This window comes from Tenacibaculum sp. SG-28 (genome assembly GCF_002954385.1).
In the GTDB taxonomy this organism is placed as follows: Bacteria; Bacteroidota; Bacteroidia; order Flavobacteriales; family Flavobacteriaceae; genus Polaribacter.
Map to the genome: position 1 here is coordinate 84,004 of NZ_MQVY01000001.1, position 17,397 is coordinate 101,400.

Annotated in this window: 12 protein-coding genes and 4 pseudogenes; 5 read left to right on the forward strand and 11 right to left on the reverse strand. The window is 33.5% G+C overall.

What is annotated here, in order from left to right:
* Window positions 1-5 precede the first annotated feature (5 nt).
* Window positions 6-1,996, forward strand: a pseudogene (gene dnaG / locus BSU00_RS00355) (DNA primase).
* 220 nt (window positions 1,997-2,216) lie between these two features.
* On the opposite strand, the gene nadE reads toward dnaG, so the two are convergent.
* Window positions 2,217-3,005 (reverse strand): NAD(+) synthase, encoded by a 789-nt coding sequence (gene nadE / locus BSU00_RS00360; protein ID WP_105002639.1) that lies wholly within the window; start codon window positions 3,003-3,005, stop codon window positions 2,217-2,219.
* 78 nt (window positions 3,006-3,083) lie between these two features.
* Between nadE and BSU00_RS00365 the strand changes: the two genes are divergently transcribed.
* Together BSU00_RS00365 and gldC are read left to right on the forward strand one after the other, a co-directional pair.
* Window positions 3,084-4,043: a gliding motility lipoprotein GldB gene (locus BSU00_RS00365; protein WP_105002640.1), complete on the forward strand. Its 960-nt coding sequence runs from the start codon at window positions 3,084-3,086 to the stop codon at window positions 4,041-4,043.
* Entirely contained in the window at window positions 4,043-4,384 is a 342-nt protein-coding gene (gldC, locus tag BSU00_RS00370) for a gliding motility protein GldC (RefSeq protein ID WP_105002641.1), read from the forward strand. The genes BSU00_RS00365 and gldC overlap by 1 nt, the downstream gene beginning before the upstream one ends.
* Before the next feature lie 32 nt (window positions 4,385-4,416).
* Here the strand turns inward: gldC and folK are convergent.
* The 7 genes and pseudogenes from folK to BSU00_RS13610 all read right to left on the reverse strand — a co-directional run bounded on the left by folK (window position 4,417) and on the right by BSU00_RS13610 (window position 13,118).
* Window positions 4,417-5,543: pseudogene (gene folK, locus BSU00_RS00375) on the reverse strand (2-amino-4-hydroxy-6-hydroxymethyldihydropteridine diphosphokinase).
* 196 nt (window positions 5,544-5,739) lie between these two features.
* On the reverse strand, window positions 5,740-7,962 hold the full coding sequence (locus BSU00_RS00380; RefSeq protein ID WP_105002642.1) for a polyribonucleotide nucleotidyltransferase: 2,223 nt from the start codon (window positions 7,960-7,962) through the stop codon (window positions 5,740-5,742).
* 193 nt (window positions 7,963-8,155) lie between these two features.
* Window positions 8,156-8,424, reverse strand: a pseudogene (gene rpsO / locus BSU00_RS00385) (30S ribosomal protein S15).
* A gap of 204 nt (window positions 8,425-8,628) precedes the next feature.
* Window positions 8,629-9,486: an acetyl-CoA carboxylase, carboxyltransferase subunit beta gene (gene accD, locus BSU00_RS00390; protein WP_105002643.1), complete on the reverse strand. Its 858-nt coding sequence runs from the start codon at window positions 9,484-9,486 to the stop codon at window positions 8,629-8,631.
* A 66-nt stretch (window positions 9,487-9,552) separates the two neighbouring features.
* Window positions 9,553-10,611 (reverse strand): class II fructose-bisphosphate aldolase, encoded by a 1,059-nt coding sequence (fbaA, locus tag BSU00_RS00395; protein WP_105002644.1) that lies wholly within the window; start codon window positions 10,609-10,611, stop codon window positions 9,553-9,555.
* Window positions 10,612-10,698: 87 nt separating this feature from the next.
* Window positions 10,699-11,001, reverse strand: coding sequence for a BamA/TamA family outer membrane protein (locus BSU00_RS13605; RefSeq protein WP_255402246.1), 303 nt, complete (start codon window positions 10,999-11,001; stop codon window positions 10,699-10,701).
* A 35-nt stretch (window positions 11,002-11,036) separates the two neighbouring features.
* Window positions 11,037-13,118 (reverse strand): BamA/TamA family outer membrane protein, encoded by a 2,082-nt coding sequence (locus BSU00_RS13610; protein WP_255402247.1) that lies wholly within the window; start codon window positions 13,116-13,118, stop codon window positions 11,037-11,039.
* A gap of 127 nt (window positions 13,119-13,245) precedes the next feature.
* Between BSU00_RS13610 and BSU00_RS00405 the strand changes: the two are divergent.
* A pseudogene (locus BSU00_RS00405) lies at window positions 13,246-13,979 on the forward strand (TrmH family RNA methyltransferase).
* On the opposite strand, the gene BSU00_RS00410 reads toward BSU00_RS00405, so the two are convergent.
* From BSU00_RS00410 to BSU00_RS00420, 3 genes are read right to left on the reverse strand one after another with little or no spacing between them, the layout of a single operon-like run.
* Entirely contained in the window at window positions 13,971-14,585 is a 615-nt protein-coding gene (locus BSU00_RS00410) for a deoxynucleoside kinase (RefSeq protein ID WP_105002645.1), read from the reverse strand. The pseudogene BSU00_RS00405 and the gene BSU00_RS00410 sit on opposite strands and share 9 nt — an antisense overlap.
* A 54-nt stretch (window positions 14,586-14,639) precedes the next feature.
* Entirely contained in the window at window positions 14,640-15,320 is a 681-nt protein-coding gene (locus BSU00_RS00415) for a response regulator transcription factor (protein ID WP_105002646.1), read from the reverse strand.
* On the reverse strand, window positions 15,317-16,870 hold the full coding sequence (locus BSU00_RS00420; RefSeq protein WP_105002647.1) for a sensor histidine kinase KdpD: 1,554 nt from the start codon (window positions 16,868-16,870) through the stop codon (window positions 15,317-15,319). The genes BSU00_RS00415 and BSU00_RS00420 overlap by 4 nt, the downstream gene beginning before the upstream one ends.
* A 131-nt stretch (window positions 16,871-17,001) precedes the next feature.
* On the opposite strand from BSU00_RS00420, the gene BSU00_RS00425 reads away from it, so the two are divergent.
* Window positions 17,002-17,364 (forward strand): hypothetical protein, encoded by a 363-nt coding sequence (locus BSU00_RS00425; protein WP_105002648.1) that lies wholly within the window; start codon window positions 17,002-17,004, stop codon window positions 17,362-17,364.
* Window positions 17,365-17,397: the final 33 nt, after the last annotated feature.

Consider the following 17,397-nt stretch of genomic DNA (forward strand, 5'->3'; position numbering starts at 1 on the left):
CAATTATGATTACACAAAGTACCATTGATAAAGTTTTTGAAGCTGCTCGCGTAGAGGAAGTTATTGGAGAATTTGTTCAGTTAAAAAAGGCTGGTAGTAATTTTAAAGGGTTAAGTCCGTTTACCGACGAAAAAACACCTTCTTTCGTGGTTTCTCCTGTAAAACAAATTTGGAAAGACTTTAGTACAGGTAAAGGAGGTAATTCTATTTCGTTTTTAATGGAACACGAGCATTATACCTATCCTGAAGCCATACGTTGGCTTGCAAAAAAATATAATGTAGAAATTGAAGAGACAGAGCAGTCGGATGCGCAAAAGCAACAAATGAATGAAAGAGAAAGTTTGTTTTTGGTTTCAAAATTTGCAAAGGATTATTGGCATGATCTTTTAATGAATAGTCAAATCGGAAGAGCAGTAGGGTTGTCTTATTTCAAGGAAAGAGGTTTTCGAGAGGAAGTAATTGAAAAATTTGATTTAGGATACTGCAAAGACGAATGGGATAATTTTACCAAAGCAGCACTTGCAAAAGGTTATGATTTAAAATATCTGAAAGAGACTGGGTTAACCATTGTAAAAGAGGGTGGAGCTGAGGTTAAGAAGTTTGATCGATTTAAAGGGCGTGTATTGTTTCCTATACACAGTATGTCGGGTCGAATATTAGGTTTTGGGGGCCGTATACTAACGAATGAAAAAAAGCGGCGAAGTATTTAAATTCTCCTGAAAGTAAAATTTATCACAAGAGTAAAATCTTATACGGTCTTTACCAAGCCAAAAAAGAAATCGCAAAACAAGATAATTGTTTTTTAGTAGAGGGGTATACAGATGTTATTTCTTTTCATCAGTCAGGGGTTGAAAATGTAGTTGCATCATCAGGAACTGCCTTAACACCCGACCAAATACGCTTAATTAATCGACTTACAAAAAACATCACTGTTCTTTTTGATGGAGACGCCGCTGGAATACGGGCTTCTATTCGAGGAATTGATCTCATTCTTGAGCAGGGAATGAATGTTAAAGTTGTTTCCTTCCCAGAAGGCGAAGACCCGGATAGTTTTGCTAAAGCACATTCTAATGAGCAACTTAAAGTCTATTTAGAGGAGAACGCATTAGATTTTATCGAATTTAAAGTATCGCTTTTAATGCGAGAGGCTAAAAACGATCCCGTAAAAAAAGCTGGTTTAATACGTGACATCGTGACGAGTATTTCTAAAATACCTGATGGGATTCAAAGAGAGGTATATGTCCAAGAGTGTGCTAGGATCATGGATATCTCCGAACGAGTTTTGTTTAGTGAATTAGCTCAATTGGTGCAAAAAGGAATACAGAGTAAGAATACTACCTCTATGGGGCAGGCAGAAATTCTCTCTAAAACCGAAAACCCACAGGGTTTAGTTAAAATTCCTGGAGATGGAAGTAAAGCGCCAAAAATTGATCAGCTAAGTATATTAGAGAAAGAGATTCTGCGAATTTTATTGTTGTACGGAAATGAAATTATTCATTTCGAAAACTGGGTAGATTCGCATGATAAACACGGAAGGCCTGTTTTAGAAAAAGAAGAGTACGAAAATACAGTGTCTAACGAATTGTATTTAAATCTGCAAGAGGATGAAATTGAATTTTCTAACGAATTGTTTAGATTGACGTATTTTGAGTTAGTACATCAATTAAATCAGAAAGAAAAAATTGTTATTGAGCATTTGGTGATGCATGAGAATACAGAGATTTCAAATTTAGTTACAAATATTCTAATGGATGAAGAAAGGTATACGTTGAGCAGTTGGGAGAGAAAAGAAGTCTTTGTTACCGATACGATAAAAATTCTACCCAAGCTTGTTACCGATGCAATCTTAAATCTTCGACGCGTTCTTATCGATAAAAAAATACAAGGAATTATGTTAGAGTTAAAAAATAATTCCACACCTGCAGATCTCGAAGAAATTGGAAATTACACCGAATTAAAAAAAATGTTATTTGACAAATTAAACAGAGTTGTTTAATTTTTATATTGTTTTCTCTTAGGTGTTTTTCTTGTTTTGCTAACTTATTTTTTTTTACTATATTCGCGCTGAAAAGAATAAGGAAAAAGTAATTATGATGATTAAGTTAAAGCAGTTCTTCGAACTTATAGCCCTACTAATAATGTTACCTTTTAATATTTCAAAAGGACACAAGAAAAAAGCTTACAAAAAAATAAAGCAACAGATGGTATCTGTTAATTTACTTTAAATTTTTCGGTATTTCACAAACGGGAATAGGGAGCATTTTATGTTGATTTATTCGGTTTAACCTGGTGTATATTTTAAAAACCTCTAGGTGTCTCCCTGTAAAATCTTCATTGGTTTTTTGTTGCGCTTGCATTTTCATAGCCCATTCCAATTCATCGTAGGAAGCTCCAATTTGATCTTCATCGGTTCTACTGTCTCCAAATAAACCGTCGGTAGGTTGCGCTTTTAAAATAGATTCAGGAACTTCTAAAAATTCTCCAAGTTGGTAAACTTCTGACTTTAAAAGATCGGCTATTGGACTTAAATCTACACCTCCATCACCGTATTTTGTGTAAAATCCAACGCCAAAATCTTCCACTTTGTTTCCGGTTCCTGCAACTATGCTTCCATGTATTCCTGCAAGATAGTACAATGTCGTCATTCGCAATCGGGCTCTAGTGTTAGCTAATGATAGATCTTTTTTGGGAGAGTCTTTTTCAGCTGGAATCACTTGTTTAAAATTCTCGAAAGTACTGGTTAAATCCACCTCTGTTTCTGAGACATTCTCAAAGCGACTTCTTAATTGTTTTATGTGTTCGTTAGCTCTATTAACCTGATTTATGTGTTGATGAATAGGCATTTCTACACACAGCGTAGGAAGCCCAGTTTTTGCACATAGTGTGGAGGTTACAGCGCTGTCTATACCACCAGAAACTCCAACGACAAAACCGGTAACCTTTGCATTTTCAGCATACTCTTTTAACCATTTTACTATATGCTCTGCTACTTTAGGTACATTCATTTTATACAATTATTAGGTGTTCAATAAAACTATTTTATTACTTTCGACGTTAAATCACATGTAAAGATACTAAAGTTAATGAAAAATATTTTACTTCTTGCAATGCTAATTTTTCTTTGTTTTTCTTGTGAAAAGAAGAAAAAAAATACGGCAATAGTTCCTGTATTTAGCCAAGATCTACAATTGCAAAGATTTGACGTTGATTTTTATAAAAATCAAACCAAAAGTTTAATGGATTTAAAAAAACAATATCCATATCTATTTCCAAAGCAAATAGAGGATTCTGTCTGGGTAAATAAACGAGTAAATCCCGAAGAATTGGAATTGTTTGCGGAAACACAAAATTTATATGCAAATGATGTATTTTTGCAAAAAGAATTGGTCTCTTTGTTTGCGCATATTCAGTATTACTTCCCTAAGTTTTTGCCACCAAAAATTGTAACCTTACTTACTGATATAGACTACGATAGTAGAATTATATACAACCAAGAACTTTTACTAATATCTTTAGATTGTTATTTGGGAGCTTCGCACGATTATTACTTTGATTATCCAGACTACATAAAACAAAATGCTACTAAAGAACACCTTATTGTGGACATAGCATCTACAATCATTACTAACCAGTATCCAGATTCTAGGGCTAGAACTTTTGTAGATAAAATGATTGATAAAGGGAAAAAAATGTACCTTTTAGAAAAGTATCTGCCAAATGTATCGACCCGTGAACTATTTGGATGTTCGGAGGAGAAATACCAGTGGGCAGTCGCAAATGAGGAGCAAATTTGGAAGTATTTCATTGAAAAAGAGTTGTTGTTTGATACAGATAAAAATTTAGACCGTAGGTTTTTAGATGTTGCGCCATTTTCTAAATTTTACTTAGAAGAAGATCGCTTTTCCCCTGGGAGAATTGGAGTATGGGTTGGTTGGCAAATTGTTACCTCTTTTATGAAAAATAATGACGTATCTTTGCAGAAATTACTAACGACTAGTAATGATGTTGTTTTTAAAAAATCTTTATATAAACCAAAGCGATAATGGGTGTAGTACATAAATCAGAAATTACATTTACGGTAGAATTAGACGAAAATAAAGTTCCAGAATACATAGCTTGGAATGCAGAAGATGGAGGCGTACACAATGAGCCCTCTAAAGCTATTATGTTATCGGTTTGGGACCATAAGAAAAAAGATACTTTGCGAATGGATTTATGGACCAAAGACATGCCTGTTGATGAAATGAAACAGTTTTTTCATCAAACTTTGGTCTCTATGGCAAATACGTTCGAAAGGGCAACCGACGATCAAAAAATGAGTGCGACCATGCGCGATTTTTGTGATTATTTTGCAGAGAAATTGGAGCTTATTAATAAAAACTAATTGGTAAAGCTATCTATGTACAGATAGCTTTTTTAATGTGTTTTTATGCGATGTAAGATGTGTTCATAATCGTTTTTGTTGTTTACAAAATCAAGATTTGAAACATCAATAACTAAAATATTTAGCTTTTCTTGCTGTGTTTGTATAAAGTTACTGTAGCCATCGTGAATTTGTTGTAAGTAGCTAGCCTCAATATTTTGTTCGTAAGTTCTCCCTCTTTTCTTAATGTTTTCAAGTAGTCGCTCAGTGTTTTGGTATAGGTAGACGTATAAGTCTGGTTTGGTAATTTCCTTGTACATTAAATCAAACATTTTTCGGTAAATCGAATACTCGTCGTTTGCAAGGTGATTTGTGCAAAAATTAAAGACTTGAATATGTAGTAATCGGATATTAAAAAGTTTTTGAATAGGTCAAATTGTGCAAGGTCATCGGATAACTGCTGGTACCGGTCTGCTAAAAAACTCATCTCCAACGGAAATGCAAATCTTTCCTGATCTGCATAGAACTTTGGTAAAAAGGGATTGTCAGCAAAACGTTCGAGTACTATCTTTGCGTTAAACTCATCTTCCATTAGTTTTGTTAAGGATGTCTTACCCGCCCCAATATTACCTTCAATTGCAATATAATTATACTTTTCAGTGATTGGAATTGGTCTTATGAGCTCCTCTTCTACTTTATGAATGCTGGTCTTGTCTTCGCAATTTTTTAAACAGTGGATTATTTTATTTTTTGATATGGGATGAATTTTATCAGCAGCTATATCCGCTAAAGGGATAAGTACAAATTTACGGTCTAAAATTTTTGGATGTGGTACAACCAGATCTTTTGAAAATATAATTTCATCATCAAATAAGAGAATATCGATATCTATACTTCTATCCGAATATTTCTTTGAATTACTTCTTGTTCTTCCTAGTTTTTTTTCAATTTTCAACAGACAGTTTAATAAAACTTCTGGTGGATGGTAGGTAGATACTTGTATACAGATATTGTAAAAATTAGCACTTTGAAATCCCCAAGATTCCGTTTCATAGATATTTGAAATTTTTAAGATAGCTCCGGCTTTTTCTGCAATCAAGTCAATCGCATCTTGCAAATTTGATAGCTTATTTCCTTGGTTTGTTCCTAAGGAGAGGTATGTAATTCGTTGTATTTTCATTGTCGATACAAAGAAAAATAAAAAATATTACTCCGACTATGAATCGGGAATTTTTTATTGGTATAATGTTTTATTGGTTGCCGATGTGTAAATTAATTGTAAACCTCTATCGATAGTGATTGGTTCCTGTAGTGAATGTTGAAAATAAAAAAGCTACCTGTGTTAGGTAGCTTTTCAAGTTTATTTTAACAAAAGATTACGCTTCTTTTTTAGGTTGTCGTGGTTTTCTATCATCACGCCTTTGGTCTCTTCTGTTGTCTTTATTTCTATCGTTATTTCTCGGTTTAGAAACATAGCCTTCCGGTTTTGGTAATAACGCTTTTCTTGAAACTTTCTCTTTTCTAGTTTTTGGGTCGATACCAAAGTATTTTACTTCTAAGATATCTCCCATATTAACTACATCTGTTACGTTGTTCGTGCGCTCCCATGCTAGTTCACTTACGTGTAATAAAACTTCGTTCCCTGGTGCTTGTGTATATTCGACAACCGCTCCAAAGTCTAAAATTTTAATTACTTTAACCTCGTAGGTATTACCTCTCTCTGGTTTAAATAGCATTGATTCTATACGATCTATAACTTTATCGATACCTTCCTGACTAACTCCTAAGATTTCCACAATTCCCTCCTCAGTTACAGGGTCTTCATTAATAACAATGGTAGTTTCCGTTTCTTTTTGAAGTTCTTGAATATGCTTCCCTCCAGGTCCAATGAAAGCTCCAATAAGTTCATTTGGAATAACTCTTGTTACCATTTTTGGAGCATGCGGTTTCACATCTGCTTGCGGACTTTCAATTGTGTCGGTTAATTTTTCCAAGATATGAAGTCTTCCATCCCTTGCTTGTTTAAGCGCTTTTACTAATATCTCGTACGAGAGTCCTTTGATTTTAATATCCATCTGGCAGGCAGTGATACCGTCTGCAGTTCCAGTCACTTTAAAATCCATGTCACCTAAGTGATCTTCATCTCCTAAAATATCCGATAAAACGGCAAAACGATCTCCATCAGTAATCAATCCCATGGCAATACCTGAAACTGGTTTTTTTAGCTGTACTCCAGCGTCCATAAGTGCCATCGTACCAGAACACACGGTAGCCATAGAAGAAGAACCATTTGATTCTAGTACTTCTGCTACCACTCTAACGGTATATGGGCAATCTTCAGGAATCATTCCTTTTAGAGCTCTTTGCGCAAGATTTCCATGACCTATCTCACGTCTTGAAGTTCCGCGTAAAGGTCTTGCTTCTCCTGTTGAAAATGGTGGGAAATTATAGTGTAAATAGAATTTTTCTTCACCTTGAACCGTTGGAGAATCAATCATGTTAGCGTCTCTTGAGGTACCAAGAGTAACCGTTGCTAAAGCTTGTGTTTCTCCTCTTGTAAAGATAGAAGAACCATGTGTTTTAGGTAAATAATCAACCTCACACCATATTGGTCTAATATCCGTGGTAGTTCTACCATCTAAACGAAGGCCTTCACTCAAGGTTAGGTCTCTTACTGCTGCTTTATGGGCTTTAGAGAAATACTTCTTAATTAAATCTCCGTAGTCTTCAATTTCTTCCTCTGTAAATGTCGCTATAATAGCATCCTTTACTTCAGAAAAAGCTTGCCCTCTTTCTTGTTTTGAGGTACCTTTTTTTGCAATATCGTAGCATTTTTGATACGCCGCTTCATGTATTTTCTTGGCTAATTCTTCGTCTTCTCTCTCTCCTTCGTATTCTCTTGTTTCTTTTTTACCAACTGCTTCTGCTAGGGCAACTTGCGCAGCACATTGTACTTTAATAGCTTCGTGCGCGAATTTAATTGCATCCGCCATTTCTTCCTCAGAAACTTCGTCCATTTCTCCTTCCACCATGGCAACAGAATCTGCAGATGCTCCGATCATCATGTCAATATCTGCTTCTTCCAATTGTTTAAAACTCGGATTGATAATAAACTCACCGTTAATTCTAGCAACACGAACCTCTGAAATAGGTGTTTCAAAAGGTATGTCTGATAATTGAATTGCGGTAGATGCTGCTAAACCGGCAAGTGCATCTGGCATTACATTTTCATCATGAGACATTAATTGAATCATAACTTGTGTTTCCGCGTGATAATCTTTTGGGAATAGTGGTCGTAGTACACGATCTACTAGTCGCATGGTCAATATTTCATCATTGCTTGGTCTTGCCTCACGCTTCATAAAGCCACCAGGGTAACGACCTGCAGCTGCAAATTTTTCTCTATAATCTACCGTTAGCGGTAAAAAGTCAATGTCTGGATTCGATGTTCTTGCAGATACAACTGTAGCAAGTAACATGGTGTCACCCATTCTAACAACAACAGAACCGTCTGCTTGTTTCGCTAATTTTCCAGTTTCTAATGTGATGGTTCTTCCATCTCCAAGATCTATAACTTGGCTAAATACTTTTGGAATCATAAAATGTTTTTTCTAATTTTCTGTAATTCGTTTTGTGTTGTTGTGTTGTGTATGTTGTTGTTTCAATGGAAGTATATAAGCATACTTTGTATTTACATCTTTTGTAAAGAATGATGTAAAAATAATGAATTTAATGTAATTATTTTAAAATAAAAAAGAGGCAGGAATTTCCTGCCTCTTTTTTGTTAAGGAATTATTTTCTAATACCTAGTTCTTTAATAATCGCACGATATCTGCTGATATCTTTCTTCTTTAAATAGTCTAGTAACTTCTACGTTTACCTACCATTTTAACAAGCGAACGCTCCGTGTTAAAATCTTTACGATTTTTCTTTAAGTGCTCTGTTAAGTGGTTTATTCTAAAAGTGAATAAGGCGATTTGTCCTTCTGCTGTCCCAGTATCGTTATTTCCTTTACCGTGTTTAGCAAAAATTTCTTGTTTTACTTCTTTTGTTAAATACATGCCAATATTATTTAAATGATTATTATGTATACAATGCTATTTACATTGAAGGTGCAAATATACAATGATTTTTTTTGTTGCTGCTGTTTTTGTTTAAAAAATATGCGAGGTTCGCTCGGTTTTACTTTTTAACATGTAGAATGAAAATTACCTTTTATAAAACTAGTTTCATTCCATATTTAAGGCGCTCTGTCTCTCGATGGTTTACGCTCTTATTGGTAAGTTTTGAATTAAGTCAATGTATAAGTTAATTTGCTTTTTTAGATCTTTTCTCTCGTAAATACCATCTAAAAATCCATGCTCTAAAACGAATTCAGATCTTTGGAATCCTTTAGGTAAATCTTTTCCTGTAGTATCTTTTACTACCCTAGGGCCTGCAAATGCAATTAACGCATTTGGTTCGGCTATATTTATATCTCCGAGCATCGCAAAGGAGGCAGTAGTTCCACCAGTAGTAGGGTCGGTACATAAAGAGATATACGGTATTTTAGCATCTGCAAGCTGTGCTAATTTTGCAGAGGTCTTTACCAATTGCATAAGAGATAAGGAAGCTTCCATCATACGAGCCCCTCCTGATTTTGACACCATTAAAAAAGGAATGTTATTTTTGATAGCGTAATCTATGGCACGAGCAATTTTCTCACCAACAACACTTCCCATTGAGCCTCCAATGAAAGCAAAGTCCATACAAGCAATAACGAGATCTTTTCCCATAGATTTACCTATGGCAGTGCGAACAGCATCTTTCAATCCTGTTTTTTCCTGTGCTTCTTTTAAGCGTTCTGGATATTTTTTAGTGTCTTCAAATTTTAGAGGATCCTTTGCAGATAACTTAGGGTTTAATTCCTCAAATTCATTATTATCAAAAAGTAATTCGAAATATTCTTTACTGCCAATACGAACATGATATCCATCTTCAGGACTAACATAAAGATTTTTCTTTAACTCTTCGGTATCGATAATTTTTCCACTAGGCGTTTTGTACCACAGGCCTTTTGGAGTGTCTTTTTTTTCTTCTGTTGGGGTATGAATACCCTTGTCTTTTCGTTTAAACCAAGCCATAATAAAATGCTTTTTTAGTTATCAGTATTTGGTTTTCTCTTTCACTGTTTTTTTGTGCGAAAACTACTATAATGTATTTACATTGTTAAGATCCTCAAAAGCTTGCTTTAATCTACTTTTAAAGGTTTGCTCTCCTTCACGTAACCATTTTCTTGGATCGTAATATTTCTTGTTTGGAATATCATCTCCATCAGGATTACCGATTTGAGACTGCAAATATGCAGATTTTTCCGTAATATAATCGCGAATTCCCTCTGTAAATGCATATTGCAAATCGGTATCTATATTCATTTTTATAACTCCGTAACCAATTGCCTCTCTTATTTCTTCCAAAGTAGACCCCGAACCACCGTGAAAAACGAAGTCTATTGTGTTTTCTGGAACATCGAATTTTTTAGAAATAAATTCTTGTGAATTTTTTAAAATTTTAGGGGTTAATTTAACATTGCCAGGTTTGTAAACTCCATGTACATTTCCGAATGCAGCTGCTATAGTAAACTGATCACTTACTTTTGATAATTCTTCATAAGCATAAGCGACCTCTTCTGGTTGTGTGTATAATTTTGAACTGTCTACATCGGTGTTATCAACTCCATCTTCTTCTCCTCCTGTAATTCCTAGTTCAATTTCTAAAGTCATTCCCATCTTGCTCATACGAGCAAGGTACTTCTTACAAATTTCTATATTTTCCTCAATAGGTTCTTCGCTCAAATCAATCATATGCGAACTGTATAAAGATTTACCAGTTTCTGCATAGAATTGTTCACTTGCATCTAATAAACCGTCTATCCAAGGAAGTAGTTTTTTAGCCGCATGATCGGTGTGTAGTATCACTGGTACTCCATAAGCCTCTGCTAATAAGTGAATATGTTTTGCCCCTGCTACAGCACCAGCAATAGCAGCCTTTTGGTTTTCATTTGATAAACCTTTACCAGCGTTAAATTGTGCTCCTCCGTTAGAAAATTGAATAATAACGGGTGCGTTTACTTCTTTTGCAGCCTCCAATACTGTGTTTATAGTGTTGGAACCTACTACATTCACCGCAGGTAATGCGAAACTTTTTTCTTTTGCTAATTTAAAAATCTCTTGAACTTCTTTACCAGTGGCAACTCCAGGCTTAATCATTTTGTGAAAATTATTTATAGTTGTTATCAAAAACAAATCTACACTTTTTTACTAAAGTAGGGTTAATTTTTTACGATAACGTTTTTCTTAAAAAGGGTAATTAATACCTATATTAAGTATGGAATCAGAGAAGTTGAAACTCCTAAACCATCGATTCTCCACCTCATATGGTTCGTGCATTTTAAATGCCAAATCTAGTCTTAGAATTAAAAAACTTAGGTCATATCGCGCTCCAAAGCCAGTGCCAATGGCAATGTCTTTTAGAGAGGATAAGCCATTAAAAGCATCTAAATCTCTATCTATTTCAGAGTTAGAGATATCCCAAATATTACCAACGTCTACAAATAAAGCGCCTTTAAAAGAGCCTAATATGTCAAATCGATATTCCAAACTACTTAAAAATTTAAGACTCCCGATGTTGTATTCTAAACCCGAGGTCTTCTTCCTGGTCCTAGTTCATAGGTTCTCCATGCTCTTATGTCGTTCGATCCTCCTGCAAAATAACTAACAGAAAACGGAATTTCAGAATTGTTGTAGTTAAAAATAGCACCGAGAAAAGTACGGTGTGCTAAAGTTGAATTTCCTCTTAAATTCCAATACTTTTTATATTCGATATCGGTTTTAAAATACTGGGCAAGCGGAATGTTTAAGATGGTTGTCTTACCTAAGTCATTTGTTTTATTCGATATAAGGCCTAAAATATTTCCTGAATTGGCGATTCGAAATTTAAAACTTGAAAATTCTTGGTCTTTAATGTTCTCTTGATTGTTGTAGGTAAAGCCATAGGCAATTTCAGGAATTAAAAAGTCTGAAGTGATAATATTTAGCCTTTCGTCTATGTTTAAAGCATCTACATAAGCATCTGGATTTGTTAGCCTAAATTCATCGCTGTCTTCTATTTCGGTTAAGATATCTTTAATGTCGTAGTATTCATCTGGGGTGTTTTCTGGGAAGACTAAATTCTCATCGTAGAGGTTAGCGATACTTTTAAGTTTTTCATATTCAGAGGCATAAACTAGAAAGTAATTTTCCACATTTAAATTTTTAATATACTGCCCGTTTATCAGTTCTAATTGAATGGTTTTCTGTTTATTGAATTTCCATTTATAGTCAATTCCAAGATTTATATTCTGTCGGTCTAAACCGATGTTTTTTTGGATATTGATACCCGTGTAAAATCTCGTTTTAGGAAACATTCGTTTCGGAACAAATTTATTTAACCCAAAAGGGGCAAGAAATCTTGGTACCTCCAGAGAAATGTCAGTTCCAAATTCCCATCCAGGACCATTATTAGAGTTAAAATAAGAACCAAGTAAGGAAACCTGAAAAACTTCGGCTCCTTTAAAAGTATTCCGATTCGTGAGAGAAAATCTTCCTGAAATATCAAAATTCCTGATATTAGAACGAGATAATTCCGTGTCAAATCCTAGCGTGTATTTTTCTATTGGAGTTAAATATATGTTGGCTTCTAGCTCTTCGTCATTCAGTTCTGTAAAGCGGATAGCGGTAGACTTAAAATTGTTTAATCCTCTTAGGTGGGTTCTTGTTAAATCAACAAGCGTATCACTATAAATGGTATTTGGCGAAATAAAAACAGATTGAGAAAGATATTTTGGGTTGTAACGAAGTTTTTGGTATGCTAAAAAATTTATGTCTTCGTAAGAAATAGAATCCGCAATTGGTTTGTCTTTTCTACTGTAACTGTAATCACTATACACATTGATAGATTTAATTTTTTGAACTCTGTAGGGTTTTGCCGAGTAGATACCATTATTTTCTATTATTCTGTCGGATATAACAAGCTCTACATCTGTCTTTAAATCGGTAGTGTCTGCATAAAATGCAATACTTTCGTTCTTCGTAAAGTGATAGATTCCATTGTTGCGGAATAATTTTGTTAACCTATCTGCTTCCTTGATAAAATTGGCATCATTGTATTGTTGTTTTGGTTTCAAATGCGTTTCTATCGTATTCAGTTTATAGATAGAGTCTAAAACAGGAGAATTGATTTCTCTATAAATAGAGTCGATAAATAAAGGATCTCCCTTATTAATGTTATAGGTAATAGTACCAGTCTTTTTTTCTATGGAATCGGTAGTAGCATTTATCGTAGCTCTGAAGTATCCTTGATTTTGAAAGTATGTTTTTAAATTCGCTACCGTTTTTTTTGTTTTTTTATTGTCAATTATCACGGGTGCCTCTCCACTTTTAAGAAACCAATTGTTAATTCCTATAGACGATTTTGCAACAGAGATACTTTGTTTTTCAGAAAAAGCATTTTTAAAAAACGCATATGTTTTTGGGTTTTTCTCTCCCCACTCACTTGGCGATTTTGGCCCGTCGGGGTCTCCTAAGTTGTAAAAGTTTAGTGCAAGTGGTATTCCAAATGCTTTTACATTTGGTCTTTGTAAGATTAATTCGTCAATATTTTTGTTTTTGTTTTTAACACTATCAATATATATGGTATTTTCTTTGAGTAAAAGCTCGTTCTCTTTAACGTATTTCACAGTGCTACATGAAAATAGCACTGACATTAAAACGAAATAGAAAGAAAGTTTTTTCATTAACTTTACGCCACGATTAATAATCAAAAATACATTTTTTTTGGTGTTAAAAGATAGTAAATATAAATTAATGAGTTTGTCTAAAAGCAATAGTAAACTAATAAAAAGTTTACAGCAAAAAAAGTATCGTCAAAAACATAAATTATTTATTGCAGAAGGGGTAAAGGTGGTTACAGAATTACTACAGTCGAACTTAGAATTGCATAGTGTTTTTATGACTAGTGAGGTTCTAAATATTCCTGATTCTTTTCCAATAACTATGGTCTCAGAAGCTGAATTAAAAAAATTAGCGTTTTAAAATCACCTAACAAAGTCGTTGCATTATTTAAAATTCCTTCTAATTTTTTTACGGAACCTACACAATTTACATTGGTTCTAGATGGGGTAAATGATCCGGGTAATCTCGGAACCATAATTCGTTTGTGCGATTGGTTTGGCGTTAAACAGCTTTTGTGTTCGAAGAATACAGTTGACTGTTATAATCCGAAAGTAGTGCAGTCTACAATGGGGTCTATAACCAGAGTATCTGTACAATACTTAGATATAGTACCATTTTTATCACAGACAAAACTACCGGTATTTACTGCAGATATGGAGGGAGTAAATGTATATAAAGCTACTTTGCCAGAGCAAGCAGTTTTAGTAATGGGTAATGAGGCTAATGGTATTTCTGAGGAAGTTAAAGCTGTCGTACAAAAAAAGCTCACCATACCTCGTTTTGGTCCAGATAATGTAACCGAGAGCCTTAATGTGGCTACAGCTACTTCCATTTTATTAAGTGAGTTTAAAAGAAGCTTAGAATAAGCCGTTTATTTGTGCGTCAATTTTATCAATAATGCTACCTAAATCTTCAGGATTCTCGACGAAATCAATATCATCTACATCAATGATAAGTAAATTGCCTTTGTTGTATTTGGTTATAAATGCTTCGTATCGTTCATTTAGTCGACTCAGGTAATCAATACTAATAGAGTTTTCATATTCACGCCCTCTTTTGTGAATTTGACCAACTAAAGTGGAAATATCTGCACGCAAGTATATTAGTAAATCGGGTGGTGTTACTAGATTCTCCATGAGCTCAAACAAAGAGCTGTAATTGCTGTAATCTCTATTGGTCATTAGTCCCATGGCATGTAGGTTGGGCGCAAAAATATGGGCATCTTCATAAATTGTCCTATCCTGAATTATTTTCTTTCCCGTCTTCCGTAAATCAAGAATTTGTCGAAACCTACTGTTTAGAAAATATACTTGTAAATTGAAAGACCATCGTTCCATCTCTGCATAAAAATCATCCAAGTAAGGATTTTCATCTACAGATTCATAGTGCGGTTCCCAGCTATAATGTTTTGCTAATAATTTAGTTAAGGTAGTTTTACCAGCACCGATATTTCCTGCGATTGCTACATGCATGATTTATAATTTTCTGGATGTAAACTTACACAAAAAAATAGAATTTTAAGAGGTTTAACATGTCAATTTATACCCATATCCGCGAACGTTTAGTATTTCAATACTTTTATCATGGCACAATTTTTTACGAAGTTTAGAAATAAAAACATCCATGCTTCGGGCACTAAAATAATCGTCATTTTTCCATAGTTTATTTAAAATATAAGATCTGTCTAATATTTCATTTCTTTTTTGACACAAATGATAAAGCAAGGAAGATTCTCGATGGGTTAAAGGAATTAGATCACCGTTGAATGTTAAGTGCTGCTTGGTGGCATTAAATGTATATTTTCCTAGCGTAATGTTTTCGGTATCCAGGCGCATGACTTGCCTATTTAGTAACGCATTAATTCTTACGATCAGCTCCTCTATCGAAAATGGTTTTTTAAGGTAATCGTTTCCACCAACGCTAAAACCTTCTATTACATCTTTTGTTTGTGATTTGGCAGTTAAAAATACAATCGGGACATACTTATTTTCTTTTCTTATTTCTTGCGCAAGTGAAAAACCGTCTTTTTGAGGCATCATAACATCTAAAACCAAAATATTTGGTGTATCACGGTGATATAATTCTAGTGCCTCTTGTCCGTTTTTAGCATAAATTACATGAAAATCTCTACTCTCTAAACTTTCCTTAACAATTTGTCCTAAACTAGGTTCATCTTCGGCAAATAGTATTTTTACTTTTTTTTTCATTTTGGAAGCAATATTTTAAATATAGTTAGCGATGGTTTTGAGTTTAATTCCACAGTTCCGTTATGCTTTTCTATAATTTTTTGAACGTAGTATAATCCTATTCCAAAGCCTTTTACATTATGGGTATTTCCTTTAGGAACTCTATAAAATTTTTCAAAAATTTTCTGTTGTTGATTTTTATCAATTCCTTTTCCATTATCGGTTACAATTAATTGAATAGCTTTAGGTAAGGGGTTCATTGTCAATTCAATACTGCTTCCGCCGTATTTTATAGCATTGTCTAAGAGGTTAGATACTACATTCTCCATATGAAAACGATCTATATTGATAGTTAGTTCTTTAGTATGCGATGTATACAGAATTTGTTTTTGGGTAAGATGTTTATGACGCTGTACTATCTTTTCTACAAATTCAACTATATCCGTAGGCTCCTTTTGCAACAGCAATTTTTCACTGTCTAACAATGCGGTCTCCAGTAATTTTTCGACCATAGTTTGTAGCTTCAAAATTTGATTGGAGGAAATAGCAAGGTATTTATTTGTCTTTTCTTTATCGTTAATAGCGTTAAAGTTGGTAATGCCCTCTATGGCTGCAGATATAGTAGTAATTGGAGTTTTAAATTCATGAGTTATGTTACTAATAAGGTCATTTTTGATAAGGGCTAGTTCTTTTTGTTTTTTAATAATTGCTACCAAATAAAAGATACTACCAATAATTACTATAGATAGTAATAGGGAAAGTAAAATTCCAAAAGAACTCCTTTTAATTGCCAAGCCATTTGGTTTTTGATAGTATACTGTAATCTTATCTTCAAGTTTTAAAAAAGTTGATTTTGCAATAGTACTCGCATTTAGTTTTTTATTACTTAGTGTTCTTTCTACATTATTTAGGATACTATCGTTTCTTTTATGTTCTATATAAAAATCAGTGTTGATGCCTTTTATTCCTAATTGATTTTTAAATAAAGAATCTAACTTTTGGTAGTTAATACTTTTATTATTTAGACTTATCATTAAAGAGGTAATATCATTAATTTCTCTTTGAATTCGCAAACTGTCTGCTTTACTCTTACCGAAATACACTTTTAAATTGGAGTTCTTGTTTGTGTTTTCTGTCTTTTTTTGGAGGTAGAATTTATCTCTGATTTCAGTTTCAAGTTTATCCTCTAAAGTAGTAGATATAGAATCTAATAGCGCCTTTGATTGTTCATAGTTTTTATCATCGGAAGATATTTCAATTGATTCAATTTTGAAAGATATTGTGTCTTCATTTTTTGTAGGAAGACCAAGAAGTGATTTTGATATTTTAGATACTGTTTTTTTATAGTCCTTAGACTTTTCCGGTTCTTCTACAATAGTATAAATAGTCTCTTTTTGTTCTCTGCTGAAATATTCTTCACAAGCACCATCTATACTTTCTTGTATCTCCGTATGGATATATTGCTGGTTTTGTTGGTAATTTTTTAAATTCCAAAACAACTGCACCGCAATAATTATCAGTACGGTTATAGATATAAGAACTAATGTTACTCTTTCATTTTTAAAATTCATGTATCAAATATAGAAAGTAAGTAGTTACATTTTTCACTGTTAACAATCGTTAACGTTGGTTAACTAGGAATATAAATAAGATATCCAAACTTTGTAATACTAAAATAAAAATACTATTAAATTAATATATCATGAATGTAAAAATTATCGTAACAATTGTTTTGTTTTTTATCTATTGTATTGCAAATGCGCAACAAAAACCGCAAAAATATGCGGTAGATTCTATACAAGCCGTAGTGACTAAATTGGAGCTAAAAATTGAAAGTATACAAGAATTACAAAGTATAGATTGGAATATAATAGAAGAGATGTTTAAGGATAACCTGCCAAGTAAAGAGATTGCTATTGTACTAGAATATCAACCTAAACAAAACGAGATTAAAACATATAAGAAAGTAGATAATTTCAGAGTAGAACTCAAGGGTAAATCCTCAGATACTTCATGGATAGTAACTAAAATGAAGGCAATTGTTAAGAGAATAGTAAAGCTTTAGTGAACAAGATAGCAGAACATACTTTCCCTAATT

Coding starts and splice junctions, on each gene's coding strand:
- BSU00_RS00425 (WP_105002648.1), top strand. CDS start 17,002: ATGAATGTAAAAATTATCGTAACAATTGTTTTGTTTTTTATCTATTGT.
- accD (WP_105002643.1), bottom strand. CDS start 9,486: ATGGCTTGGTTTAAACGAAAAGACAAGGGTATTCATACCCCAACAGAA.
- BSU00_RS00415 (WP_105002646.1), bottom strand. CDS start 15,320: ATGAAAAAAAAAGTAAAAATACTATTTGCCGAAGATGAACCTAGTTTA.
- BSU00_RS00410 (WP_105002645.1), bottom strand. CDS start 14,585: ATGCATGTAGCAATCGCAGGAAATATCGGTGCTGGTAAAACTACCTTA.
- BSU00_RS00420 (WP_105002647.1), bottom strand. CDS start 16,870: ATGAATTTTAAAAATGAAAGAGTAACATTAGTTCTTATATCTATAACC.
- BSU00_RS00365 (WP_105002640.1), top strand. CDS start 3,084: ATGAAAAATATTTTACTTCTTGCAATGCTAATTTTTCTTTGTTTTTCT.
- BSU00_RS00380 (WP_105002642.1), bottom strand. CDS start 7,962: ATGATTCCAAAAGTATTTAGCCAAGTTATAGATCTTGGAGATGGAAGA.
- gldC (WP_105002641.1), top strand. CDS start 4,043: ATGGGTGTAGTACATAAATCAGAAATTACATTTACGGTAGAATTAGAC.
- fbaA (WP_105002644.1), bottom strand. CDS start 10,611: ATGATTAAGCCTGGAGTTGCCACTGGTAAAGAAGTTCAAGAGATTTTT.
- nadE (WP_105002639.1), bottom strand. CDS start 3,005: ATGAATGTACCTAAAGTAGCAGAGCATATAGTAAAATGGTTAAAAGAG.